Annotated in this window: 24 protein-coding genes; 13 read left to right on the top strand and 11 right to left on the bottom strand. The window is 52.7% G+C overall.

What is annotated here, in order from left to right:
• Window positions 1-21 precede the first annotated feature (21 nt).
• On the top strand, window positions 22-1,347 hold the full coding sequence (gene efeB / locus CUZ56_RS09345; protein WP_126980128.1) for an iron uptake transporter deferrochelatase/peroxidase subunit: 1,326 nt from the start codon (window positions 22-24) through the stop codon (window positions 1,345-1,347).
• A 108-nt stretch (window positions 1,348-1,455) separates the two neighbouring features.
• Here efeB and CUZ56_RS09340 read toward each other — a convergent pair whose 3' ends face one another.
• The 4 genes from CUZ56_RS09340 to CUZ56_RS09325 form a co-directional block, all read right to left on the bottom strand.
• Window positions 1,456-1,881 (bottom strand): hypothetical protein, encoded by a 426-nt coding sequence (locus CUZ56_RS09340; RefSeq protein WP_126980127.1) that lies wholly within the window; start codon window positions 1,879-1,881, stop codon window positions 1,456-1,458.
• On the bottom strand, window positions 1,878-2,426 hold the full coding sequence (locus tag CUZ56_RS09335) for a hypothetical protein (RefSeq protein ID WP_126980126.1): 549 nt from the start codon (window positions 2,424-2,426) through the stop codon (window positions 1,878-1,880). Before CUZ56_RS09335 ends, CUZ56_RS09340 begins: the two co-directional genes overlap by 4 nt.
• A 242-nt stretch (window positions 2,427-2,668) precedes the next feature.
• Window positions 2,669-4,042 (bottom strand): 3-deoxy-D-manno-octulosonic acid transferase, encoded by a 1,374-nt coding sequence (locus CUZ56_RS09330; RefSeq protein WP_126980125.1) that lies wholly within the window; start codon window positions 4,040-4,042, stop codon window positions 2,669-2,671.
• Window positions 4,043-4,091: 49 nt separating this feature from the next.
• On the bottom strand, window positions 4,092-5,498 hold the full coding sequence (locus CUZ56_RS09325) for a phosphomannomutase/phosphoglucomutase (RefSeq protein WP_126980124.1): 1,407 nt from the start codon (window positions 5,496-5,498) through the stop codon (window positions 4,092-4,094).
• A 267-nt stretch (window positions 5,499-5,765) separates the two neighbouring features.
• Here CUZ56_RS09325 and CUZ56_RS09320 point away from each other — a divergent pair, with 267 nt between their 5' ends.
• The 4 genes from CUZ56_RS09320 to CUZ56_RS09305 all read left to right on the top strand — a co-directional run bounded on the left by CUZ56_RS09320 (window position 5,766) and on the right by CUZ56_RS09305 (window position 8,928).
• On the top strand, window positions 5,766-6,224 hold the full coding sequence (locus CUZ56_RS09320) for a hypothetical protein (protein ID WP_126980123.1): 459 nt from the start codon (window positions 5,766-5,768) through the stop codon (window positions 6,222-6,224).
• 133 nt (window positions 6,225-6,357) lie between these two features.
• Complete coding sequence (locus tag CUZ56_RS09315; protein ID WP_126980122.1) at window positions 6,358-7,173, top strand: aminoglycoside phosphotransferase family protein; 816 nt, start codon at window positions 6,358-6,360, stop codon at window positions 7,171-7,173.
• A 144-nt stretch (window positions 7,174-7,317) separates the two neighbouring features.
• On the top strand, window positions 7,318-8,091 hold the full coding sequence (locus tag CUZ56_RS09310; RefSeq protein WP_126980121.1) for a hypothetical protein: 774 nt from the start codon (window positions 7,318-7,320) through the stop codon (window positions 8,089-8,091).
• Window positions 8,092-8,592: 501 nt separating this feature from the next.
• Window positions 8,593-8,928: a hypothetical protein gene (locus CUZ56_RS09305; RefSeq protein WP_126980120.1), complete on the top strand. Its 336-nt coding sequence runs from the start codon at window positions 8,593-8,595 to the stop codon at window positions 8,926-8,928.
• Between the two features lie 95 nt (window positions 8,929-9,023).
• Here CUZ56_RS09305 and CUZ56_RS09300 read toward each other — a convergent pair whose 3' ends face one another.
• Window positions 9,024-9,557: a hypothetical protein gene (locus CUZ56_RS09300; protein ID WP_126980119.1), complete on the bottom strand. Its 534-nt coding sequence runs from the start codon at window positions 9,555-9,557 to the stop codon at window positions 9,024-9,026.
• Window positions 9,558-9,603: 46 nt separating this feature from the next.
• Complete coding sequence (locus tag CUZ56_RS09295) at window positions 9,604-10,128, bottom strand: hypothetical protein (RefSeq protein ID WP_126980118.1); 525 nt, start codon at window positions 10,126-10,128, stop codon at window positions 9,604-9,606.
• A 394-nt stretch (window positions 10,129-10,522) separates the two neighbouring features.
• Between CUZ56_RS09295 and CUZ56_RS09290 the strand changes: the two genes are divergently transcribed.
• From CUZ56_RS09290 to CUZ56_RS09275, 4 genes are all read left to right on the top strand, one after another.
• Window positions 10,523-11,353: a DUF6882 domain-containing protein gene (locus CUZ56_RS09290; protein WP_126980117.1), complete on the top strand. Its 831-nt coding sequence runs from the start codon at window positions 10,523-10,525 to the stop codon at window positions 11,351-11,353.
• 255 nt (window positions 11,354-11,608) lie between these two features.
• Entirely contained in the window at window positions 11,609-13,180 is a 1,572-nt protein-coding gene (locus tag CUZ56_RS09285) for a type I restriction-modification system subunit M (RefSeq protein WP_126980116.1), read from the top strand.
• Entirely contained in the window at window positions 13,177-14,430 is a 1,254-nt protein-coding gene (locus tag CUZ56_RS09280; RefSeq protein ID WP_126980115.1) for a restriction endonuclease subunit S, read from the top strand. Before CUZ56_RS09285 ends, CUZ56_RS09280 begins: the two co-directional genes overlap by 4 nt.
• Before the next feature lies 1 nt (window position 14,431).
• Entirely contained in the window at window positions 14,432-17,530 is a 3,099-nt protein-coding gene (locus tag CUZ56_RS09275) for a type I restriction endonuclease subunit R (protein WP_126980114.1), read from the top strand.
• Between the two features lie 176 nt (window positions 17,531-17,706).
• On the opposite strand, the gene CUZ56_RS09270 is transcribed toward CUZ56_RS09275, so the two are convergent.
• From CUZ56_RS09270 to CUZ56_RS09260, 3 genes are all read right to left on the bottom strand, one after another.
• Entirely contained in the window at window positions 17,707-18,579 is an 873-nt protein-coding gene (locus CUZ56_RS09270; RefSeq protein ID WP_162615310.1) for a toxin-antitoxin system YwqK family antitoxin, read from the bottom strand.
• A 270-nt stretch (window positions 18,580-18,849) separates the two neighbouring features.
• A complete protein-coding gene (locus tag CUZ56_RS09265; RefSeq protein ID WP_162615309.1) occupies window positions 18,850-19,896 on the bottom strand; it encodes a toxin-antitoxin system YwqK family antitoxin in 1,047 nt (348 codons plus the stop codon).
• Between the two features lie 89 nt (window positions 19,897-19,985).
• Window positions 19,986-20,672, bottom strand: a complete 687-nt coding sequence (locus CUZ56_RS09260; RefSeq protein WP_126980111.1) for a toxin-antitoxin system YwqK family antitoxin — start codon at window positions 20,670-20,672, stop codon at window positions 19,986-19,988.
• A 157-nt stretch (window positions 20,673-20,829) separates the two neighbouring features.
• Here CUZ56_RS09260 and CUZ56_RS09255 point away from each other — a divergent pair, with 157 nt between their 5' ends.
• From CUZ56_RS09255 to CUZ56_RS09240, 4 genes are all read left to right on the top strand, one after another.
• Window positions 20,830-21,534, top strand: coding sequence for a hypothetical protein (locus CUZ56_RS09255; protein ID WP_126980110.1), 705 nt, complete (start codon window positions 20,830-20,832; stop codon window positions 21,532-21,534).
• A 197-nt stretch (window positions 21,535-21,731) separates the two neighbouring features.
• Window positions 21,732-23,180 (top strand): tetratricopeptide repeat protein, encoded by a 1,449-nt coding sequence (locus CUZ56_RS09250; protein ID WP_162615308.1) that lies wholly within the window; start codon window positions 21,732-21,734, stop codon window positions 23,178-23,180.
• Between the two features lie 191 nt (window positions 23,181-23,371).
• Entirely contained in the window at window positions 23,372-23,830 is a 459-nt protein-coding gene (locus CUZ56_RS09245; protein ID WP_126980108.1) for a surface-adhesin E family protein, read from the top strand.
• A 249-nt stretch (window positions 23,831-24,079) separates the two neighbouring features.
• The gene (locus tag CUZ56_RS09240) at window positions 24,080-24,511 is read left to right on the top strand and encodes a surface-adhesin E family protein (RefSeq protein WP_126980107.1); all 432 of its coding nucleotides are present in this window, start codon (window positions 24,080-24,082) and stop codon (window positions 24,509-24,511) included.
• A 195-nt stretch (window positions 24,512-24,706) separates the two neighbouring features.
• Here CUZ56_RS09240 and CUZ56_RS09235 read toward each other — a convergent pair whose 3' ends face one another.
• Together CUZ56_RS09235 and CUZ56_RS09230 are read right to left on the bottom strand one after the other, a co-directional pair.
• Complete coding sequence (locus CUZ56_RS09235; protein ID WP_126980106.1) at window positions 24,707-25,234, bottom strand: hypothetical protein; 528 nt, start codon at window positions 25,232-25,234, stop codon at window positions 24,707-24,709.
• A 225-nt stretch (window positions 25,235-25,459) separates the two neighbouring features.
• Window positions 25,460-25,783 carry a DUF4124 domain-containing protein gene (locus CUZ56_RS09230; RefSeq protein WP_162615307.1) on the bottom strand — a complete coding sequence of 108 codons (324 nt, stop codon included), beginning with the start codon at window positions 25,781-25,783 and terminating at the stop codon, window positions 25,460-25,462.
• Between the last annotated feature and the right edge of the window lie 46 nt (window positions 25,784-25,829).

Below are 25,829 nucleotides of genomic sequence, written 5' to 3'. Positions count from 1 at the left end.
TCAGCAAGGAGGACTAAACCCATGTCACAGCAACACGATACAGCCCCCGGCAGTGCACAGCACACCAGTCCTGAGCAGCCGGGCACACCCACACGGCGCAACCTGCTCAAAGGCCTGGGCACCCTGGGCGGTAGCCTGCTCGCCGGTGGCGCGCTGGCCAGCCAGGCCCATGCAGCGGCAGAAACGGCAGCAGGCACAAACACCAATGCCAATGCTAACGCCTGCCCGGACACCACACTGCAATCGGTTCCGTTTTATGGCAAGCACCAGGCCGGCATCATCACGCCGGAACCGGCCGAGGCCGTCTTCATTGCGTTTGATGTGGTAGGCAAGGGTCGTGAAGACCTGGTGAAACTGTTTCAGGACCTGACCAACATCATCGCTTTTCTGACCAAAGGTGGCCCGGCCCCAACCGCCGACGTACGGCTGCCGCCGCCGGAATCAGGCATTCTCGGGGCCCAGGTACATCCGGACAACCTGACCATGACCGTGACCGTGGGCGCATCCCTGTTTGACGAACGCTTCGGGCTGGCCGCACAGAAACCGGTGCATCTGGTTGAAATGCCGTCCTTCCCCAATGACGCACTGGAGCGACCCTGGTGTGATGGCGATGTGATGATCCAGATTTGCGCCAATACGCGCGAAACGGTGATCTACGCGATGCGTTACGTCATCAAAAACTTTCCGAACCGGATGGTGGCCCGCTGGAAAATAGACGGCTTTCTGCCCGCACGCGATATTCGCAACCGCACCACCCCGGTCAACCTGATGGGCTTCAAGGACGGTACCGGCAACCCGTCGCATGAAGATGAACAACTGATGAACGAAATGGTGTGGGTCGGCAAAAACTCACGGGAGCCTGCCTGGGCTGAGGGCGGCTCTTACGAAGTGGTGCGGCTGATCCGCTTTCGCCTGGAATTCTGGGACCGCACCCCGCTGGGCCAGCAGCAAAATGACTTTGGCCGCCTGCGCGCCACAGGCGCCCCGCACGGCAAAGAACATGAATTTGACGACCCAGACTTTGAATCCGATTTGGATGGGAACATCACCCCGCTGGACTCACACATGCGACGTGCCGAGCCCCGCATACCGGAGCGCCATGTGGCCAAACTGCGGCGCCGCAGCTTCAGCTACTCGCTCGGGCTGACCAAAGCGCGCCAGCTTGATATGGGGCTGATTTTTGTGTGCTTTCAGGCCGACCTGCAAACCGGCTTTATCCAAACACAGATGCGCCTGAACGGCGAACCGCTGGAAGAATACATTAAACCGTTTGGTGGCGGCTACTACTTTGCGCTGCCCGGCACCACGCCCGATAGCTACCTGGGGCAGGCGCTGATGGAGGCATAAGGCGTAAAGCATAAGACATCAAGCGTAAACCGCATCCGTTTTTCTTTCAAGCCGATGGCCACTGCAAAGTGGCCATTGTTATTAGAGCTCGTTGGTTTTCAAGGGGCGCTAGAATTGCATGACATTGCCATATGTATCACGCTGATATCCAGGAGTGCATATGTGTGGTATCTTGCCTGCTGATGCGGCAAGGCAGCGCCACTGAACGCGCTCGCCATCAATTTGCGGATGCAACCAGACCAGGGCATTGTTATCAAGCATGAAAATGATGTCGCCACCCTGCGCCTGGTATATCACCTGTGCCCCTGGGTATTGTTCCAGTGCCAGAAAACCGCTGTTAATGGTTTCCTGCTGCTGGCCCAGCAGCAGCGGGTCTGTTGCCTTTCTGATGTCAGAGAGGTTAGTCAGTGCCTGTTCTATCGGGTCTTTATGCGGCTCGCTGATCGCGTCTTTGACGTAGCTGAGCGCAAAGTAAAACACCGGCGCCAGTAACAGTCCGCAAAACATGCCAAATAAAAAATTGCCTTTTTTCATTGTGATTTGAAAAATATATGTTCAAGACTGAGTTCGTCGATGTAGGAAACAATATTAAGTGATGGCTGTTCGCGCAGATAGGTCTTGTTCAGCCAGGGGTCTAACACCAGCACATAAACGCTCTGCGGCAAAGGTGTCTTCGCCGCCTTATTGTACTCGTAGGGTGAGCGTGCCTGATCAAACGACCATACATCGGTAAGCGTGGGTATTGCTTCCACCCAATAATGTCCCGGCCGCTCTGCCATGACAAAAATCCATTTGAGGTTAAGGCCCGTCAGCCGGTGATTGAGGCAGTTTGCTAAAAAACGTGCCTGATCATAACATTTAAAATAATCTGTATTTGTAAAGCTCGATACCCATGAATCATGTGCCAGCACATTGTTGAGCAGCGCAGAACTGAAATCGCTGCCTGTACTGCCACGCCCGGCCATGCGCAGCCCCTGATTTTCCATTAGCTTAAGCGACCAGCGGAATTCCTCTTCAATGCGCTGAACATCAACTGCATAGTCATAAGCCAGACCGTTGTTGGTAACGTTATTTGTCATGCGTTAAAACGCGCTGATGCTCGCGCCAAGTTTACCCATGGGTTCAAGGTCTAAGCTGCTGTTAAGCTGCATGACAGCCGGTGCTGTGGAATGCATTCGATGTAATCTGATCAGGACCATGTCAATATCTCCACCTAAGTGTATTGATGGTACGCGATCAAACAACACAGTCAACTGGTCGCCCAGCACACATCTGGTCATGCCACAGCATCAATCAGGCCTGAATTTTTGTGTAATGCAGTTCAGCGCAGGCGCCCGGCAATGTACTCAGCCATATGCTGTGCGGCACCCTGGTGTGCATGAATAAAGCCGCTGGCCTGCGCCTGCAGGGTGCGCAACTGCTGCGGCTGCTCCAGCCAGTGCTGCACCTGGCTGAGTGCCTGGGCGAAGTCAGCCACGCGGCAGGCGACCCCGGCTTGCAGTGCCATTTCGCTGGCCCAGGTGAAGTTGTAGGTGTATTCGCCCATGATGACCGGGCTGTCGCAGGCCAGGGCTTCAAGCAGGTTCTGCCCGCCATAGTCTTTGAAGCTGCCGCCCAGCAGCACGATATCGGCCATGCCGTAGTACAGCGGCATTTCACCGAGCGAGTCTCCCAGCCAGATCTGCGCTTCTTCAGGCTCCATGCCGGTATTGCGAACGGCCGCAGCTTCAAACACTGATGCGGCCTGCTGCCCTGCGGCGTCCAGCCTGGCAGCCGGCCAGGCGCTGCGGCAGCTCAGTGTCAGCCCGGCATCGCTCACCAGGCGTGCGACGGCGTCAAACCGCTGCGGGTGCCTGGGCACCAGCAACAGCACCGGGCGCTGATCGGGCAGCAATGCATGCCATGACATGGCCTGCCAGGCCTGCAACAGGTCGGCCTCTTCACCCTCGCGCGTGCTGGCCGCCATGATGATGGGGCGTGATTCTGCCAGTTTCCACTGCCGCCCTCGCGCGAGCAGCGCCGGGTCGGGCTGCATGTCAAACTTCAGGTTGCCCAGCACTTCCACCGTTGCAACGCCTGCTTCTTTTAACCGGCGGGCGTCGCTTCTGGACTGTGCCAGCGCCGCATTCAGCGCTGCATAGGCCGGGCGCAGCAGCGTGTTGACTTTTTTCATGCCTTTGAGGCTGCGCCTGGACAGACGCGCATTTACCAGATACATGGGCACCTGCTGTTTTTGTGCCATGTGCATGACGTTAGGCCACATTTCGGTTTCCATCAGCAGGCCCACCTGCGGGCGGAAATGCCGAAAAAAGCGTTTCACGCTGCCGGGGGTGTCAATCGGCAGCCAGCACTGGATGTCACCCTCGCGCAAAATGGCTTTGCCCTGCACACGGCCGGTTGCGGTGCCGTGTGTGAGCAGCAGCTTCATGTCCGGAATCTGCCGGCGCAGTTCATCAATCAGCACCGCCGCCGCGCGCGCTTCCCCCAGCGAAACCGCATGCACCCAGACATAGCTGCCTGCGTGTGCGGCAGCCGGGGTGCTGCCATATAAGCCAAAGCGCTCGCCAATGTGCTGGCGGTAGACCGGTTCTTTACGGCCACGCCACCAGAGCTTGAATACGTAAAAAGGCGACAGCAGCCGCCACAGGCTGGAATAAGACCAGCGCGCCAGGCACTGCTTGAAAGGTATTGCCATTGTGTGTGCGGTACTGCGTTGTTGCTGCGTTACGGTTCTGCCAGGGGTATCAGTGTGCGGCCGGCCCTTGCGGCAGTTGCACGCCGGGCATGACTTTTTCGAGCAGCGCCAGCATCACGGCCTGAATGCGTTCGAGCGCCTCAGGCGTCTGCCCTTCAAAACGCAGCACCAGCACCGGTGTGGTGTTGGAGGCACGGATCAGCCCGAAGCCATCGGCCCAGTCAACCCGCAGGCCGTCAATGGTGGTGCGCTGTGCCGGTGCGGCAAATGCGGCCTCTTTGGCTGCCAGCGCAACCAGTTGCCCCACCAGCGCATGTGCGTTGCCGTCCGGGCACGGGATATTGATTTCCGGCGTGTTGAACGCGGTAGGCAGCGCATTGAGTTCGGCGCTGGGGTCGGCCACGCGGCTCAAAATTTCCAGCAGGCGTGCGGCACTGTAGGTGGCGTCGTCAAAACCATACCAGCGTTCTTTGAAGAAGATATGCCCGCTCATTTCGCCGCCCAGCGGCGATTTCAGCTCGTGGATTTTGGCCTTGACCAGTGAATGCCCGGTGGTGGACATGACCGGCACGCCACCAGCCTCGCGTATGGCAGGAATCATCTGCTGCGTGCACTTCACGTCAAACACAATGCTCGCACCCGGTTCACGGGTCAGCACATCGCGGGCAAACAGAATCAGTTGGCGGTCCGGGTAAATCTCCTGCCCGTCGCGTGTGATCACGCCCAGGCGGTCGCCGTCGCCGTCAAACGCCAGGCCCAGGTCGGCATCGGCCAGCGTCACCGCGTGGCGCAAATCTTCCAGGTTCTCGGCCTTGGAGGGGTCGGGGTGGTGGTTCGGGAAGTTGCCATCCACTTCGGTAAACAGTTCAGCCACCACCTCGCAGCCAATGGCCTTGAGGATTTCGGGCGAGGATGTGCCGGTAATGCCGTTGCCGCAGTCCACCACGATTTTCAGCGGCCGCGCCAGTTTGATGCCTGCAACAATGCGGTCACGGTATTCGGGGAAAATATCGCGCTGAACAATTTCACCACTGTGTGCGGCCTGCACATAATCTTCTTTTTCTATGCGTTCACGCAGGGCCTGGATTTCAGGGCCATAAATAGCCCGCCCGGCCAGCACCATTTTAAAACCGTTGTAATCCTTGGGGTTGTGGCTGCCTGTGACCTGAATGCCGCTTTGGCAATGCACGGTGGCAGCATAATACAGCATGGGCGTGGTGACCGCACCCACATCGAGCACCTTGACGCCGGTGCTGGCCAGCCCCTTGATCAGCGCAGCAGAGAGCGCCGGGCCGGAAAGCCGGCCATCGCGCCCGACTGCGACTGTTTTTTCACCCGCTGCCAGCGCCGCGCTGCCAAAAGCACGGCCCAGATGCAAAGCCACCGTTTCATCCAGCGTTTTGCCGACAATGCCGCGAATATCGTAGGCTTTGAATATAGATGCATCAACGTTCATGGTTGTCAGAGTCCTTTTATATGTCTGCGCTTGTGTCTGTCATCAGCTTGTATGCGCAGGAAATCTTTCTCATTTTAGGCGAGCTTGCACAATATGTGCAGCCTGCCAGCCATTTCAGTAGACAAATGGTTCACAAAGAGGTTCCCGACACGCTGCCCGGCTGTTTTCTTGTGCCTGCCCTACCAGAACACGGTCAGGGTCTTTATAATGACAGGCACCGGTATTCACCGCCCTTGACTGCTATCCACTGCCTTATTGCCACCTGTTATGACCAATTCTGCCCCACACTCCCAGCCTGCCACGGCACCCGACCACGCTGCCCAACAGACAGCACAGTTGCAGCAGCAGGCCCGCCGGCTGGAATACTTTGCCTATTTTTACTTTTTTTCGTTTTTTCTGATTGTCATCACCGCTTATATTCCGTTCATGGTGTTCCAGAGTGCCGTGCGCGAGCACGGTGCTGCCGGCAGCGCCGCCCTGGTGCCCTTGCTGCTGGGCATCAGCTTTACCCTGGGCATGGTGGTGGGTGTACTGGCGCTGGTGCAGGTGATGGGCGCCCAGGCGCAGCAAAAATTGTTATCCGGCCCCATGAATAGGCCTGACCAGGCACAACTTGCTGCCAGCTCTGCCCAGATCAAAAAGCTGAAACTCACCAACATGGCCGCGATGATGCTGTTTGCCATTGCGCTGGTGATTAACCTGGTTGCAACGGCTCAGGTGTACTGACCCAAGCTCAACAAACGGGGTGAGAATAAACAAGCATAATTAAATACATGCGGTAAACTGGCTGCATGCATCTGTCAAAGTACGTCAATGTATATTGCCTGATCAGTACATGGCAACACCCCACTGACCCAGCATGTTCAATACCTATCTGAAAGCATGGAGCCTGAAGGCTGACGGCGCCCCGATCATTCGCCACAGCAGCAGGCTGCTGCCGGTACGGCTGGCCAGCGGCAAGCCCGCCATGCTCAAAATTGCGCTGGAGGCGCAGGAACAGCGCGGTGGACAGGTAATGCGTTGCTGGCACGGTGAAGGTGCTGCCCGGGTTTATGCCTGCGACAGCAACGCCCTGCTGATGGAGCGGGCACAAGACAGCGCCTCTTTACTGGACATGGCGCTCAGTGGCAGCGACGCTGAGGCCAGCCGCATTATCTGTGCAGTGATTGCCCGGCTGCATACAGCCCCTGTGCCGCCATGGTCCGGCCTGGTGGTACCGCTGGCGTACTGGTTTCGTGCACTGGCGCCCGCCGCGCAGGTTTACGGCGGTATATTGCAGTTCTGCGCAGCCGCAGCACTGAAGCTGCTGGCGAACCAGCACAACACGGTATTGCTGCATGGGGACATGCACCACAACAATGTGCTGAATTTTGGCACCGCACGCGGCTGGCTTGCAACCGACCCCAAAGGGCTTGCCGGTGAGCGCGGTTTTGAATACGCTGCCCTGCTGTGCAACCCAGAGCTGGCAAGCGCCACCTGCCCACAGCGTTTTATGCAACAACTCGGTGTTGTCACCCAAGCCAGCGGGTTGAGCCGAGAGCGCCTGCTGCAATGGACACTGGCCTATGCCGGGCTGTCAGCAGCCTGGTTTTTGGAGGATGAGGATCCGGCTTCAGCCGCGTCCGGCCTGGCCATTGCCGAAATGGCATTAACTGTATTGCGGTATTCCACCTGATCACACTGCGATCCAAAATGCTATGCAGACGGGCTCTGCAAGGGGGAGAGCACGCCAAAGCGTGACATATTTCACACTTTTTTGAAAAAATGATTGATTTATTCCTTTATACTCCCAACAATAATATGCAAAACATGGTATATCATGGATCAAACATCAACCTCACCTAACTGGGTTCGCCCTTACTTCGAACAGCCGCTGCACACCAACCTGCTGTATTACATTGTCTATGGTGAAGTGCAAGGGGAATTTCAGATTGATGGTGAAAAATACCGTGTCACCTATATGCCGCAAAGCCTGCAGTTGCAGAGTTTTCGCATGCCCGACGGGGTGGAAACCATCAGCCAGTTTCGCAGCGGCATATTTGCCAAGCAATTGCAAGAGCAACACCCTGAGCTGACTGAGGCCATCAACCAGCAGGAGCACTGCTACACCGTGCAGGCACTGCTGCCCGACAGCGATACACTGAATGATTTTCGCGTGGTCATCGGCGTTGCCAGTTACCTGCTTGACAGTGGCGGCGTGGCCCTGTATGACCCGCTGAACCGCAAATGGTGGACCCCGCAGAACTGGCATGAAAAGGTGTTTGAACCGCAGCAGTTCACCCCTTTCCCACACGTGAACATCATGGCTTCGCCCGAAACCGACGGCACCCACTGGATTTACACACAAGGCATGCGCAAGTTCGGTCGCCCCGACCTGAGCATTCGCGGTGTCGGGCAGGACTACATGGACGGCGTGTTTGAAATGATCAACCGCTTTATCGGCTACATGGCCGGGGGCGGCAACATCCATGAGGGGCAGGAGATCCGCATGGCTGCACTGCCTGAGGGCATGACCTGCGCTCACGGCGGCAGTTTTGACGACCCGAATTTCAACAACGTGCATGTGGAAATACGCTGGCCGCAAACGCTTTAGCCAGACACGTTGACCAGCCCGCCCGACAGCGGCGGGTCTGTCATGCTGTTTGCTACTGCCTATACGGCCTGGTCACAAACATTCTTTAATAAAAGATAATGCGCCTAATTGTCTTGTAACGCAAGCAATACCGGTACGCGCTGTATGCGTACTTGAAATCGTTTGATGATCCCTGGCCGCAACAGTAAAATAGGAACTGTCTGTAGCACTGTGTAAGCTACATATTTCCCTGAACCGATGCTCCATGAGCAAGGGCTTGGAAGTATTGCTGTATGAGCGTGATCATCTCGCGTTAGATGAACCCAACATGCCGCTGACCTCGCCCACCTGAACCCCTGGGTTCGGGAATGAGGCCCAAGCAGTTGCTACAGACCTTTTCTTTTGCGGCTGCCAGCATCCGGCAGCAGATTCACGCCATTGCATACAGCACATACAGCTTTCTGTGCATTGCACAGAAAAGTGCCATTGACGCCGGAGCATCATCTGGTGTAAAAACAATGGATGAAACGCATACAAGCATTTTTTCTGGCCCTGCTTACCGGCACGCTGATGTGGCTCCCAGGCATGGGTATAAGTGCAGCCCTGGCTGATGATAGCCAGCCTTTATCAGATTGGCGCCACCCGTTTGCTACCGTGTCTGCTCCGGCTTCGCAACCACCGGATCAGCCTGCCTGTACACTGCAGCCTGGGGAAACCACAGCCCAACTGGCACAGCGCGGCTGTTGCTCGCACCATCGCGGCGTGTGTGGCTGCACGCCAAACGGCAGGGTCAAATGCTGCGACGATAGCCTCAGCCCGACATGCCGCTGCGATCCGCGCAACCCTGACGATACCTGACCGGCTCCATGCAATGACACTCCGCTTGCATTGGCTTTGATCGCCGTTTTAAGCAAAGCGTGTCTATACTGTGCCTCAGCCAGGCAGGGTATCTGCTACCCGGCACCTTTCATCGCACGCGTCATGATCGCATCCAGAAAACTGTCGGCCTTCTGCCTTTGCTCGGCGGTCAGCTCATCGATTAAAGTGCTTTGCCCATTGTGCAGGGAAATGCAGGCAGCATACCCGGCATCGCCCCAGACAAAAGGATAGATGGCAGCAAAATCATCTGCCTGCGGCTGGTTAAAAGCTGCACAGCCACGCACCGCCGCCAGGTACGGAATCATTTCGGCATAGTTTTCGGTCAGTTGCAAAATACCAAGCTGCCATACGCCACGGTTACGGTCATAGTGCGTATGTGCCATGCAGTGCGGTGCCTCGCATACGCCGCTGACAAACTGTTGCAGCGATATATCGGCAAACGCCTGTAGAAAACGCTCAGGCACAGCAACAGATTGGCTCAACTGCCCGTCAATCCAGCCCTGCCAGTCATTGAAAGCACCGCCGACAGGCACCTGGCTGCTCATCATCTGCTCATAGCGCTCCGGCGTCACCGTTGCGCGCACGTAAAGGGAATGAGGTTCGGACACAGGTCAACTCCTTTCATCATCATCCATACCACGGTCTGGTACTTCATTACAACACGGAGCTTGCCCATAGGGGAGAGATGAAAAAGTCATCCGCCTCCTGCCGCTGGGCCGTTGATAATTCCGTGAAAAAGCGGCTTTGCTTGTCTTTAATGCCAATGCAGGCATCACAATCCATTCCTGTATAGGGATACATGGCAATGAAATCACCGGCATCCGGTTGGCTGAATCTGGCACAGCCGCGCAAAACAGCCAGAAAAGGAATCATCTCGCTGTAAATACTGGTCAATTGCGCAACACCCAATTGCCAGATGCCTGTATGCGCATCATAGACAGCACGCCCGTTGCCGCCGCTTGGCTCACATAGCCATTGCACCACCTGTTGCAAAGGCATGCCTTCATACACACTGAGATAGGCCGCTGGCACCAGGCCATCGCCTGTCAAATCTTTAGAATCAAACCACCGCTGCCAGTCATCAAAATCATTTCCGGTAGTGACCGGGCTTGACATCATTTGCGGATACTGGTTTGCACAGACTGTGATACGCGCATACAGCGAAGAACGTTCAGCCATGTCCCCTCCTCTTTTTAATCTGCCCCAACTGAAATGAATGCACACGGCTCTAACGGCCTTGCTGCGATACATTTTGACATATTCTGCAATTAACTTTTCCTGTAAAGCCGCCACGCTGGATACAGGGTGCACAGTGGCCAATACGTCAAAACAAACCGCTGGTTTTCATTGGACAACTCAAACTGAGCACTCCCGCCCTCTTTCATGACCATGGCGCAGTCTATGTGTTTTTTGACCCTACCTCGGGTGTATTTGAAAAGATTGAGCAGTTTCATTGAAAGCATTGCCGCATTTCATGCATTTTTTCACACCATGTCAAAGAAGGTAATCGCAGCAATTGATACAATGAATTTTTAACTGGCATCTTTTTAGCATATTTGCCCGGAGAATTTGCATGCAGCCTGCTTTTGGAACTTTATTTGACGCCCATATCGGCACCGTTTTTGCGCGCCAGTTGTTATTCTCCAAATACCTGGGGCCGCAGAACCAGCCCAAGCTCGACCTGGAAAAAGGCACCGCCGATTTCGGCGCCGGGCGCGTTTTTGCGATTCAACTGCTGGGCACCCAACTGGATGCGGAAGACGCGTGGCTATGGGCCTGGGCCGAACAGAATGAAACGCCTTTTCCCCCAGCCCTGCTGCTGGACAGTCAGGAGCTGAAAGCCAAAGGCGTGGCCGAGCACATTGACACGCTGGAACACCCCAAGCTGGTGCTGGAACTCAGCAGCGTTCCGCTGGTGCCTGACGAGTTCAACGGCGACCATATCGCCTCTGTAGCCGCCGGCATTTTCAACACCGCCTACTGGCGCGAACCGCTGGACAACGGCCTGCTGTTTTATCTGGTTAAAGACCTCCCTGCCGAACTGACAGGACCTTACGAGGTACCTTATATTCTGGAAACCATTGAGCAGGTTGCCTCTTACTACAGTACCGATAATGAAGCCATGGTGGAATATTTTCTGAAACAACAGGGCTTCAGCGTGCAGTGGCAGGATGTGCAGGAGGATAAAACAGAAGACAGCGAAGAGGGTGTGACCCTGCTGGCGCATCGCGGTGCCGAAGAAATCACCGCCCGGTTTGATGCCGAATATGTATTGCAAGAAATCGAAGCGCACGGTTTTGAAGGCGAAGAGAATTACCAGGAGCAGGAGGATCAGGAAGCGCAGGACTGGTGGGATGCCGAAGACCCCGACCAAGAGTTTCCGCCGCCGCTGGGCACGGCTTAAGCATCTTTCCCTTCAGGCTGCCATCAGACAATAGCAAATGCTTTGTCGCACCCTGTAATAAATAGCACCGCTATTCATCCTGGCTGCTTCGCGTATCCATCTGTGCCTGGTCCGCAGCGCACCTCCTATATTTTGCGTTAAAACACCCTCATAACCATTGGATAGCTCCCGGGTTTCATAGCCTCTTTACTCGTTATAATGTCTTGCTAATATGGACTTATAGCTATCCAAAACAGATCAAGGCTGGAGTTTTAAATGACAGGTAAGGAACAACGCGCGGCACTGCAACGTCAGATCTGGCAAATTGCCAACGATGTACGCGGTGCAGTGGATGGCTGGGATTTTAAGCAGTATGTCTTAGGCACGCTGTTTTACCGCTTCATCAGCGAAAACTTTGCCAGCTACATTGAAGGCGGTGATGACAGCATTAACTATGCCAAGCTTGATGACAGCGTTATCACAGCAGAAATCAAAGACGATGCCATTAAAACCAAGGGTTACTTCATTTACCCTAGCGAGCTGTTCATTAACGTCGCCGCTGGTGCCAATGCCAACGAGAAATTAAACACAGATTTGGCGGGCATCTTCGCCGCCATTGAAACATCTGCCAGCGGTTACCCTTCAGAGGGAGACATCAAAGGCTTGTTTGCCGACTTTGATACCACCAGCAACCGGCTCGGCAATACGGTAAAAGATAAAAATGCCCGCCTGGCGGCTGTGCTCAAGGGCGTAGCAGGATTAAATTTTGGTGGCTTTGAAGGCAGCCAAATCGACCTGTTCGGTGATGCCTACGAGTTTCTTATCTCCAACTACGCCGCCAATGCCGGCAAATCCGGCGGCGAGTTTTTCACCCCACAACATGTGTCGAAACTGATTGCGCAACTGGCCATGCACAAGCAAACCAGTGTCAATAAAATTTATGACCCCGCTTGTGGCTCCGGCTCACTGCTGCTGCAAGCCAAAAAACATTTTGACGCCCATATTATTGAAGAAGGCTTTTTTGGCCAGGAGATCAATCACACCACCTATAACCTGGCGCGTATGAACATGTTTTTGCACAACATCAACTACGACAAGTTCAACATCCAGTTGGGCAATACCCTAACTACACCACACTTTGGCGATGAAAAACCCTTTGACGCCATCGTATCCAATCCGCCTTATTCCGTGAAATGGATTGGCTCAGATGACCCGACCCTGATTAACGATGACCGCTTTGCCCCGGCAGGCGTGCTCGCGCCCAAGTCCAAAGCCGACTTTGCTTTTGTACTGCACGCGCTCAGCTACCTTTCCAGCAAAGGTCGAGCGGCGATTGTCTGCTTTCCCGGTATTTTTTACCGGGGCGGCGCCGAACAGAAAATCCGCAAGTATCTGGTGGATAACAACTATGTCGAAACGGTGATTTCGCTTGCACCCAACCTGTTTTATGGCACCACCATCGCCGTGAATATTCTGGTGCTGTCCAAACACAAAACAGACACCCAAACCCAGCTCATCGATGCCAGCAGTCTGTTTAAAAAAGAAACCAATAACAATGTGCTGACTGATAAACATATCGAAGACATTATGCAGGTGTTTGATAGCAAAGCCGACAAGGAATATTTTGCTAAATCAGTATCGTTTGAGACCATTGCCGCCAACGACTACAACCTGTCGGTCAGCAGCTATGTCGAAGCCAAAGACAACCGCGAGGTGGTGGATATTGCCCAGCTTAATGCCGAACTAAAAACCACCGTTGCCAACATCGACCGACTGCGGTCAGAGATTGATACCATCGTGGCCGAGATTGAGGGCACTCCCAATGAAGGCTGGGAGACTAAGACATGAGCAACATGGACTTTATTGAGAAATTGCTGGATGGCGTTCAGATAGAGTGGCAACCTCTGAAGGAAGTGGCTGAAATTCGTAGTGGCTGGGGTTTCCCGAATGCCTATCAAGGAAAATCTGAAGGCAGCTATCCATTTTATAAAGTCAGTGATATGAATATCGTTGGCAACGAAACTACGATGACTGCAGCGAATAACTTTATTGATGATACGGTAGTTAAAAAACTTGGTATCACGCCGGCACCTGCGGGCACTGTGATTTTCCCCAAAATTGGCGCAGCTGTGGCGACAAACAAGAAGCGCCTTTTATCTATGCCATCCGCCTACGATAATAATGTCATGGGATTGATTTCAAGTGAGAAAATTAGTGCTCGGTTTCTGTTTTATTGGATGCAAACAATTAACCTGAGCTCTTTGGCACACGATTCTGGTGCACTTCCCTCTATTCGCAAGAGCGAAATGGAAGCTCTACTAATTCCCATCCCTTGCCCTGAAAACCCTCAAAAATCACTAAAAATCCAAACAGAAATTGTCCGCATATTGGACACGTTTACCGAGCTTACCGCCGAGCTTACCGCCGAGCTTACCGCACGTAAAAAACAATACAACTACTACCGCGACCAGTTGTTGAGCTTTGAAGATGGGGAAGTGGAATGGAAGATGTTGGGGGAAGTTTGTGACTATGTAGATTACCGAGGAAAAACGCCAGCGAAAACTTCAAATGGAATATTTTTAGTGACAGCAAAAAATATTAGAATGGGATATATAGACTATCAAGCTTCACAAGAGTTCATATCTGAGAATGATTATGCCTTAGTTATGAGACGTGGTTATCCAAAGCTAGGGGATGTTTTGATAACTACAGAAGCCCCATGTGGGTTCGTGGCACAGGTGGATCGAGAAAATATTGCGCTAGCTCAGAGAGTCATAAAATACAGAAGCACAAATGATAGTCTCTCTAATTCGTTCTTAAAGTACTACCTATTGGGCAGCCAGTTCCAAGATAAATTGCATAAGACCGCTACAGGTTCTACGGTAAAAGGAATAAAGGGTAGCAAATTGCATCAATTAAAAATTCCTATTCCGAGCATTGAAAAACAAACACGCATTGTCGCCATCCTTGATAAATTCGACACCCTCACCAACTCCATCAGCGAAGGCTTGCCGCGTGAAATTGAGTTGCGCAAAAAGCAATATGAGTATTACCGCGATTTGCTGCTGAGCTTTCCCAAGCCTGAAGAGGTAACATAGTATGGAATACACCAAACCCATTGCCGAATCAAACAGCTTTATCGTTCTGGATAAATACACCAAAGAATGGCAGGTGGCCGAAAGCTACCAGAGCGAAGGTGACCTGGAGCGTGAGCTTATTCAGGATTTGGTCCATCAGGGTTATGAATACCTGCCGGGTTTAAATAAGCCTGAAGCGATGCTGGCCAATGTGCGCGAGCAGTTACAGGCCCTGAACAACGTGCAGTTTACTGACGGCGAGTGGCTGCGCTTTGTAGAAACCTGGCTGGATAAACCCAGTGATGGCGTCATTGATAAAACCCGCAAAATTCACGACGACTATATTCATGATTTTGTGTTTGACGATAACCGCATTCAGAATATCTATCTGCTGGATAAAAAGAACATTGCCCGCAATAAGGTTCAAGTGATCAAGCAGTTTGAGCAAACGGGCTCGCACGCCAACCGCTACGATGTGACGATTCTGGTGAATGGCCTGCCGCTGGTGCAGGTGGAACTGAAAAAACGTGGCGTGGCGATTCGGGAAGCCTTTAACCAGGTGCACCGCTATAGCAAGGAGAGTTTTAACAGCGAGCATTCGCTGTATAAGTATTTGCAGTTGTTTGTGATTTCCAACGGCACCGATAGCCGCTATTTTGCCAACACCACGCAGCGCAATAAAAACAGTTTTGATTTCACCATGAACTGGGCGAAAGCCGATAACAGTCTGATCAAAGACCTGAAAGACTTTACGGCGACGTTCTTCCAGAAAAATACCCTGCTCAAAGTTCTGCTGCATTATTCGGTATTTGATGTCAATAACACTCTGTTGGTGATGCGCCCGTATCAGATTGCCGCCACCGAGCGTATTTTGTGGAAGATCAACAACTCGCATGAAGCCAGAAACTGGAGCAAACCCGAAAGCGGAGGTTATATCTGGCATACCACCGGCTCGGGCAAGACCTTAACCAGCTTTAAAGCAGCTCGCCTGGCTACAGAACTGGCGTTTATCGACAAGGTATTTTTTGTGGTGGACAGAAAAGACCTCGATTACCAGACCATGAAGGAGTACCAGCGCTTTTCACCCGACAGCGTCAACGGCTCGGACAGCACCGCCGGGCTTAAGCGTAACCTGGAGAAAGACGATAACAAGATCATTGTCACAACCATCCAAAAGCTCAACAACCTGATGAAAAGCGAAGGCGACCTGCCTATATACACGAAGCAAGTGGTGTTTATTTTTGATGAATGCCACCGCAGCCAGTTTGGTGAAGCGCAGAAAAATCTGAAGAGGAAGTTTAAAAATTTTTGCCAGTTTGGTTTTACCGGCACACCGATCTTCCCGCAAAATGCCCTGGGCGCTGAAACCACGGCCAGCGTGTTTGGCCGCGAGTTGCATTCGTATGTGATAACGGATGCCATTCGCGATGAAAAAGTGCTCAAGTTCAAGGTGGATTACAACGATGTGCGCCCGCAATTCAAGGCAGTTGAAACGGAGCAGGATGAGACCAAACTGAACGCGGCGGAAAACAGGCAAGCCCTGTTGCACCCCGAGCGCATTCGGGAAATATCGCAGTATATTTTGAACAATTTCCGGCGGAAAACCCACCGTCTGCAAGCAAATGCCAATGGTTTTAATGCCATGTTTGCGGTGAGCAGTGTGGATGCCGCCAAACTGTATTATGAAACGCTGAATCAACTGCAGGAACACAGTGACAAGTCACTGAAGATAGCGACGATTTTTTCGTTTGCCGCCAATGAAGAGCAGGATGCTGTAGGCGATATTGCGGATGAAAGCTTTGATGTGTCGGCCATGAACAGCAGTGCCAAAGAGGTTTTAAGCGCTGCGATCAAAGACTATAACGCACTGTTTAAAACCAGCTTCAGCGTGGATAGCAATGGTTTTCAAAACTATTACCGCGATCTGGCCAAGCGGGTTAAATCAAAGGAAGTCGATTTGCTGATTGTGGTGGGTATGTTTCTGACCGGCTTTGATGCCCCCACACTCAATACCCTGTTTGTTGATAAAAACCTGCGTTACCACGGTTTGATACAGGCCTATTCGCGCACCAACCGTATTTATGATGCGACCAAGACTTTCGGCAATATTGTCACATTTCGTGATCTGGAGCAGGCTACAGTTGATGCCATTACCCTGTTCGGCGATAAAAATACCAAAAATGTGGTGCTGGAAAAGAGCTACAAGGAGTACATGGAAGGCTTTACCGATATAGTGACCGGTGAAGCAAGACGCGGCTTTGTGGACGTTGTTACAGAATTAGAACAACGTTTCCCCAACCCTGATGAAATTGTTTTGGAAAAAGATAAAAAAGACTTTGTGAAGTTATTTGGCGAATATTTGCGTGTGGAGAACGTGTTACAGAACTATGATGAGTTTGCCAACCTGAAAGCCTTGCAAAGCGTCGATATGGGAGATATTGAAGCGGTTGAGGCTTTTAAGGCACGACACTATTTGAATGATGACGACCTGGCGGCACTGCAAACCATCAGGATGCCTGCCGAGCGAAAAATTCAGGATTACCGATCAGCCTATAACGATATTCGCGATTGGTTACGCCGGGAAAAGTCGTCTGACGAGAAAGACAAATCGACCATTGACTGGAATGATGTCGTCTTTGAAGTGGACTTGCTGAAGTCGCAGGAAATTAATCTTGATTACATTCTTGAATTGATTTTTGAACACAATAAAAAGCATCAAAGTAAAGCAGGCTTAATTGATGAAGTACGCCGATTAATCCGGGCCAGTCTGGGTAACCGCGCTAAGGAAAGCTTGATTGTTGATTTTATTAACCAGACTAACCTGGATAAGATCGGTGATAAGGTTGGTATTATCGAGGCTTTTTTTGCTTTTGCGCAAGCAGAGCAACAGCGCGAGGCACAAGAGCTGATTCGTTCCGAAAATCTGAATGAAGAGGCAGCTAAACGTTATATCGCTACTTCACTCAAGCGTGAGTTTGCCAGTGACAATGGCACAGAACTCAATGCTGTTTTGCCTAAAATGAGCCCCCTAAACCCGCAATACCTCACAAAAAAACAGAGTGTTTTCCAAAAAATTGCAGCGTTTGTTGAAAAGTTTAAGGGTGTCGGTGGAAAAATATAAGCGTTTGAACCCGCTATATCAAGTTGTTGGTTGCTCAACTACAGTGTAGCAAACCGTTTAAAACGGTTTGCTACTTTCGCATTTATTTTTATCAGGACGTGTTAACACACCTTTTAAGATGCCATAACCGGCTTTGCCGGCGTGTTGCATCTAACCTCCTTTGAACAGCGGAATCTTTACCAGGCTCGCGGCTGAATGGTACCCGAGCCGATCTGTGGTTTCAGCTCACCGGTTTCACCGTAGTTAAGCTCGCGCACCAGGTTGCCCTGGCGGTCCCACCAGCTCCACACGCCCACCTGCACACCGTCAAGGTAACGCCCAGCCTGCTTGCGTGTGCCGTTGTCGTACCAATAGGTCCAGTCACCCTGCTGCTGCTCGTTGCCGTAAGCGCCTTCCTGCATTTTGGAGCCATTGTTGTACCACAGGATCCATACGCCATCGCGCACGCCGTTCACATATTGACCCTGCCCGGCCTGTTTGCCGTTGGGGTACCAGCCCATGGATGGCCCGTTGCGCACGCCGTTGATCAGCTCTTCCTGAAACATGGGTGCGCCGCTGTCGTACCAGAGTTTCCACTGCCCCTGCGGCAAGCGGTTTTGATACAGGCCTTCAATGGCTTTTTGTCCGTTGGCATGCCACTGCACATAGGGCCCGTCAATGCCGACCTGCCACAAGGCCTCGTATTGCTGTGTGAGTGATTGTTGCGGTGAAAGTATCCAGTTGTGCACTTCATCCAGGCGCAGCATGGTATAGGGGTCGGTGCGTTTCACGCCGCCGGCATGGTAAAAGTCCTGCACCACAAAAAAGCCTTGTGTCGTCATGCCCCAGAATTCGCGGTAGTACGCTTCATTCTGTGCCACCACAGTTCCTAATTCAAACGGAGCCGGCGGCAGGTCAGGCGTGGACAAAGGGGTTTCTTCAGGCGCGGTGCCTGCCACAGAAGGCGGTGTGGCAGGTGTTGTGCCTGCAGAAGGCCTGGAGGTGCCGGTACAGGCACTGAGTGCCAGCGCCAAAAATAGGATTGCCCACCCTGGTATAGAACTGTTCATCGTTTTCATTCTGGTTGATTTTTCACAATGTGTTTTATTCCTTTGGCTGGCTTTCAGGGCTGTTAACACGCCTTGAAACGCCATGGCCGCAGGGTACACTGCACTTGTGTGCATGCTGTTTGAATTGTAAAACATGGCCTGAAAAAAGCGGGCCGAAAAACCCTTTTAAAGGCTTAAGTGTGCCCTTTATCGCACAAAACCGCCATGACCGGGATCAGAAAAAAGGCCCGGCATGCATACGCCGGGCCTGTGCACTGTGCTTCAAATCACTCAGGGTTGGAGTGGTTCGTAGGTTACGGTTTCGAGCAGTTTGCCCTGCTCATCCCAGCGCTGCCACAGGCCAACCGGAATACCATCCACAATATGCCCATGCTGGCTTTTCTGTCCGTTTTCATGCCAAATGGTCAGCTCACCACGGCCCTGGTCAAACTGCCCGACCACCCAACGCTGGCCATTGCCATACCAGACCTGCAGTTGCCCGTGTACACGACCATTCTGATGCTGTCCCACCAGAGCGCGGTCGCCATTGACATACCACTGGCGCCAAGTGCCATGCAACTGGCCGTTTAGAAAATGGGTTTCGTCGCTGAGCTGGCCGTTGTCCCACCATTTGCGCCACACGCCTTCTTTCAGGCCGGCCTGGTAAGAGCCTTCTTCGCTTTTCTGGCCGTTTTCATACCAGCCGGTCCACAGGCCGTCTTCCTGGTCATGCACATAGTTGCCTTCCAGTGATTTTTCGCCACCGGCGTACCATGAGGTCCATTGCCCTTCTTTCAGCCCGTCGATGTAGTACCCCTCGCGCTCTTTGGCCCCGTTGCTGTACCAGGTAGTCGCCAGCCCCTGCTGAACACCGTTATGAAACTGGCCCTGCATGGCCATGGCACCATTGTCATACCATTGTGTGAGCATGCCCTGCAAATGCAGGTCAAACGGTACATCATCCTGCGTTACCAGCGTATCCATCGGGATTTGCGGTGACATCATCCGGGGGGTGATGTACAAACCATTCATGAAAGCACCGTGGGTAAACACGCAGCGGGGAATGTCTTGCACCTGCGTCACCACAAACGGATCGGTCAGCTTCTGGTTGCTGCCCTGGTAAAAGGCCTGCATCTGATAGCCTTGCTGCGTGGTGCCCAGGTAGGTGCAGTAAGCCACATCGCCCTGCGCCACTTTTTGCCCGACCTCATAGGACGGGGCCTCTACCAATGGGGCTGGGGTCAAAGTTGTGCAACCGCTGATGGCCCAGACCGCGAGCAAAGGCAACACCCATGCCAGCCGGTGCTGCAATGTGAAACTTGACGCAATTTTTTTCATATAACATCCCCTCCATTCGACCATACACTTTGGTACCGGACCTGGCAGCACACACTCATAAAGAATCTTAAAGAAAACACCCGAGCCCGTTACTGCGCGGTGGCTTCCAGCCGTTCTTCGTGCAGCAGCACGCCCTGTTCATTCCACATGCGCCAGACGCCCACCCGTTGCCCATGGTCGTAAGCGCCCTCTGTCTGCATTTGTCCATTGGCATACCAGACAGTCCAAGCCCCATGCAACTGACCGTTCAGATAGCGGGTTTCCAGCGCCTTGCGGCCATTTTCGTACCATAACACATAAGGGCCGGCCGCATTCAACTGGCCCAGCCAGTTCAGCATGCCCTGGCTGAGCCCGCCAGAGCCTTCCACGGCACCCGAGTACAACAGACCTTCCACATCAGCCTCGGTGCGCAGCACATAGGCATCGGTCAGTTTTTCATCGCTTTGCTCAGACTGCGTTGTTGCGGCACTGTGAGCGGATTTATAAAAGTCCTGCACGACATAGCCGTTCTGCGGTGTCATGCCCAAAAATTTGCGGTAAAACAAGTCGTTTTCTGCCACCAGATCACCCACATTGTATGCCACCACCTGTGGCGGTGTTTGCGGCACTGACGGCACGGAACCCCCGATGGGAAACCCGACACCCACCCCAACCCCGGAATGCCGGCTGCCGCCGAAAACACCAATCCCGATATTGGGTGAAATGCCATTACAGGCGGTAACGCTGACTGCTGCCACCAGAATGGCCAGTGCGACTGCTTTTCTTGTTGAACTCATAGCAAACCCCTTAGAGTGGAACCCTTTGTGTGAGCGCCAGCCTTGCCTAGCAGTGCTTGAGCAACCCTGAGCGCATTCCAGCCCATTGTAAACCACCTGGGGATTCATTTTTTCAAAGTTTTCACATGGGGATCACTGTGGAATATGGCATACTGTAATGGGTTTGCGCACAAACCGGTTGAACATCATTCACCTGCACGACAAAAGAGAATACGTGATGAAGCACATGCCTCGTCAAAACACCTGGATCTATCTGCGTATTGCACTGCTACTGGTTGCGGCAGCATTGCCGGGTGCCTATGCCCAAACGCCAGGCACTTTAACTATATCAGCCCACCCACAGCAGATGAGCTGTGAACTGATGACGGAGAGTGTCGAGCGCAGCGCCGGTTTTTTGGCAGCCGGCGCCTCTTTGAGCGAGGCTTACCAGCGTATCACAGGGCAAAATGCCTCCTTCAGGGAGCAGGTCAGCAACATACTTCACGTATCCATGGCTTCTGAACTGGCACAGCACAATTCAGCGCGGTGGAAAGAGGCCATGGAGATCATGTGCCAAAGACATTATCCGGAGAACCTGATGCAAACGGTCAATGGCATATGCGACAAGGTTTCAGGGCTCGCGTCAGTAGCAACGACCACCAGGGATAACGGGCCGATCAGCGAACAGCAGTTTATTGCAACCATCAGATCATCTATCCGCCAGGACGGTGGCGATACGGAGATTACGCAGTTTGCCATTGCACAGACGGAGCGCATTGTGATTGACCTGGTGAAGTATGTCTACCAAAACCCGGATAAAACCGGCGACGAATTGATTCAGGAATTCCGTGCCAGTTGTTACTATGACTATGACAACCGCTGATTTGATAACCACCGATCAAACGCTGACCTGCATTCCATGAGGCCTGTACAGCCCCCGGCGTGCTTCTGCTCTTACACCTGCGCAATCTGTATCTGCTGCGTTTGTGCGCATGGTCAACATTCGGCTGGCTATTTGACATGTCATTTTGTCAGACCTATGATCTTTCTGGTATTAATAAAAAAACAAGGCATAACAAAATGATTCACCTGACAACTGCTGCTCAAAAACACACCTATTCCGCCAAAAACCGCCTGAAGCTGGCCGGTGTGTTCTGCGCCTTGCTGATGGCAGGCAGCCCGTTTGCATACGCCGATTTGCTCACCGATGCCCAAAATGGCGATGTCAAGGCGCAGATAGAACTGAGCAGATACTATTTGTGGGGAAGCAGAGGGTACCCGCGTGATATACAGCAAGGCTACAACTGGCTGCTCAAAGCCGCTGAACAGGGCAGCACTGAAGCGCTAGTTCAGATAGGAGATATGTATAGCAGCCCCACGACTTCGCCCACTGGAAAACAGGAACCTCAGCTTGCACAGGAATGGTATCAAAAGGCTGTAGACCTGGGGAGCACCGCCGCCATGATCAAAATAGGCGACCTGTATATTTTCCAGTATCGGTCTCCCACCGGCAAAGCAGAGCCCAGAACAGCGGAAGAGTGGTATCTGAAAGCAGCTGACCTGGGAGACACAAAAGCCATGATCCAAATAACCAGGCTGTACAATAGAGCATACATGTCTCCCACAGGCAAAGCAGATCCCCAAAAAATAGAAGAATGGCTGCTCAGAGCTGCCAACCAAGACGATGGATTCGCTCAACTCAGGCTCGGATTTTTTTATCGCAATGAAGACGGAGAAAGTGGTGCTTTTCGAAATGCCGACAAGGCATTTTTCTGGTTTACCCAGTCAGCTCAGAACAAACGCAATGATCAGAACCACACCAGCCTTCCCTCCTCCTATTCCTCATTACGTGACATGATCCGCTTCGGAGAGAAACAACTCTCTGCGCAAGAACAGCAGGATCTGTTGGCATGGGTATTGGAAAAAGCAGCCAACAACCAGAATGTGCATGCACAAACACTTGCTGGTTTTTTATACAATAATCAAACCCTTGATATTTATGATGCTGAGAAAGCGTTTGAATGGTATCAGCGTGCAGCGCAGCAAGGAAGTCCTATTGCTAAAAACGAACTGGCCATCATTTATCTGGACGAGAAAAGCACACATTTCAATCCGCAACAGGCACTTGATCTGTTGAATCAGGAGGTTGAAAAATGGAATCATGGCGCTGAATTTCAACTGGCAGAATTGTACTTTGAAGGCAAGTTTGTCCCACAGGATAACCAGTTAGCATTCGCCCTGCTTAAAAAAGCGGCCTATGGTGGCAACATTGATGCCCAGTACAAACTGGCACAATTGTACGATAGCGGCACAACACCCGGCATCACGCAGGACAAAGCGGCTGCTTTTACTTTTTTTATGCAAGCCGCACAACAAAACTACCCCCCGGCCCAATACCGTTTAGCCCTCATATACTGCAACGGCGGGGTGCTTGCGCGGGATGTTGAGGAGGGACGCGCCTGGCTGATACGTGCAGAACAGGGCGACGTGGCTGAGGCCCGTGAGGCCCTGCAAACCGTGTGCAAGTAAGCAGCGCTACACACGCCGCCATAGCTGAAGTTGTATCACAGGTATGGCGGCACGTAAGTCATTTTTTGCTTTCATGGTTTTTGTTTAACCGAAAGATTTTGTCTGACCACAAGGGCCAGCATATGCTATTTCAGCTGCAGTACTGAGATATACTTTGACGGAGTGACTGAACTTCAATGTGAGGACGTGCGATGAATAAATCAACCTGGTTTGTTTCTTTGATGTTGGCTGTGGCACTGAGTATACCCGGCATGACAATGAGCCTGAATGCTGCTGCCCAGCCTGTCCCTTCGAACCTGCTGTTGATTGAGGCAGATTCTGAGGGCTTTGAACCCGCCGCATTTTATCTGGACCTTGACTCCATCCGCCCCAGCCCTGGCCACCCGCACTGGCGGCGTGCCAGCCTGATTGTACAGCCTGAAAATATCCAGAACTCACATGATTTGGCAGAAGTAGCGGGAGCGCAGTCCTGGGGCATACATATCACCGTCGACTGTCAAAACCAGGCCGCACGGGCAGATACCGAGCGCTGGTTCAGCCAGCACTACGGGCAGGGAGATGTCCTGCGCCGTGCTGATCAAGATGAAAGGTTTGCCGCCTCCGATGGCAGTAAAGGGGCGCAACTCATATTGGGTACCGTATGCAAATGACCCCGGATATCACCTTGCATGTAACCCGATACACGCGCCCTGGCACAGCGCCTGCTGAATGCCAAGGGTATGCATAGCCTCCTACCGAAATCTTTTTGACAGCCAGTCCTGAGGTGCCGCTTTTTTGCCCACAGATAACGACACAGCCCAATTTCCGGCTGCGGTTTGCAATCGATAAACTCTTCGCTAAAATGGGTGCTGGCTGAGTATCTCTTTACCCGCCTTTTGATATCTGATAAGGAATATGACATGTCTTTGATGCGACGCACACACCACGCTATGCTGGCGCTGGCTGTTATTTCAGGTTTTTCTGCAAGCAGCATGGCTTCTGCTAATGAGGCATTATGGACGCTGATACCAGGCACCGAAACTGCGCCGATTTTCATTGACCAGTCCTCCATCCAGCCCAGCCAGCAGAACCTGGCCTGGCGCACCGCCACATTGCTGGCACAACCTTTTGACAACGAAACCCCGCCGCGTCCGGTACCCAACGCATCAGCCACCATGGAGATCACGGTGGACTGTACCCTGCGCGCTATCCGCACCGATGCCATGCACCAGTTCAACCAGGCTTACGCCAAGGGTGAGGTGGTCAAGTCGATGACAATGGAAAATAATGACTTTCAAAATGCGCAAACCGCACAAGGCGATGTATTCATTGTGAACACGGTCTGTAAATAACCAGATCAGCCCCACAGGGCATCCATTTCAGCCGCAGCGGCCATCCCCTGCTTCACGCATAAAGGCCATACCGGTTATCATTGACATAAATTGCTGCTCATGTTCATCGGTTGGCATGTAAAAGCCGTACGGCAAACCTGCTGTACGGCTTTTGTTCTCAGACCGCAAATCACAGCACGGCTATCGCCTGCCGCGCTATTGCATAGTAGCCAGTACCCCTTTGATCAAGGCGGAGAGTTCTTCAGCCCCAATCGCAGCAACCGGCAGAAACAATGCCAGCCCGGCCAGCACCAATATGCACGCAATCGGCGTCAACACGGCAATACCGATACCGGCCAAAAATGAGATGTCGACCCGGCGGGAAATGCTATAGCCCAAAATGCCCACAGCCAGCAATGTGTTGATGATGCTCACATAGTACATGATGCTGGCCAGTGACTGCGGCAGTTCCTCCATGGCCTGCAGTTCAGCAGCCGTGTACTGCCCTGTGCTGTAGCTGTACAGGACAAACCCAATCACAATGTTGATGAGGAACATCACGATATACATGATGTTGAGCGATGCCAGCGATTTGTAAAACGTCGCATCCTTGCTGAACAGACGTGTCACACCAAACAGCACCCAGACAACCGCCAGATAAAATCCAAGCGCAAAAAGCGCCAGCCGTATATCGGCAATGGCATACAACAGTAAAGTGGTGAGTACGACTGGCAGGTAATGCATTCGTTGTAATCTTTCTGAGTTGATGGCCAGCGCGGACAAATCGGAACAATCGGACAAATGGCTTTGCAGCAAGCCAAGTATAGCTGCGCTTTGGGCTGCGAATGTTAAACCTGACTCATAAAAAAGCCATATCATTTGATATGGCCTGAAAATGCTTCAACCACACCGCCCTGCTGCAAAACCCTGCAGCCGGTTTGGGGTGGCCTTTAGAGGCCTATCTGCCTGTTATCGGCGCCGGTTACACCCTGAACGGCGAACATTGCCGCCACTTTGGCTGTTAGAGGGCGTCATCACCGCAATGCTGCCGCCACCGGAACCGTAATTCGATACGGATGCCGCCCGGTTGGCGGTGTTGCAGGTTTGTCCTCCCGGCTGCACACCCGACATGCTGTGCACCCGGACCGCCTGGGAGCTGCTGCTGGTTGCGCATGGTGCATCAGAATAGGTCACCCGCCCGGTTGCCGGGTCGGTGCAGCGTTGCAGTTGCTGGGCGTGTGCAGAAGTTGCCAGTGCCATTGCAAAAACTGGTATCAGCATCCAGATTTTCATCGTCATTTTCCTTGATGTTGATAGAAAGAGAATGTTGTTTCCGTAT

Source organism: Saezia sanguinis (genome assembly GCF_003991585.1).
Taxonomy (GTDB): domain Bacteria; phylum Pseudomonadota; class Gammaproteobacteria; order Burkholderiales; family Burkholderiaceae_C; genus Saezia; species Saezia sanguinis.
Note: the sequence above shows the minus strand (reverse complement) of the source record. Positions and strands in the feature narration are given on the sequence as shown.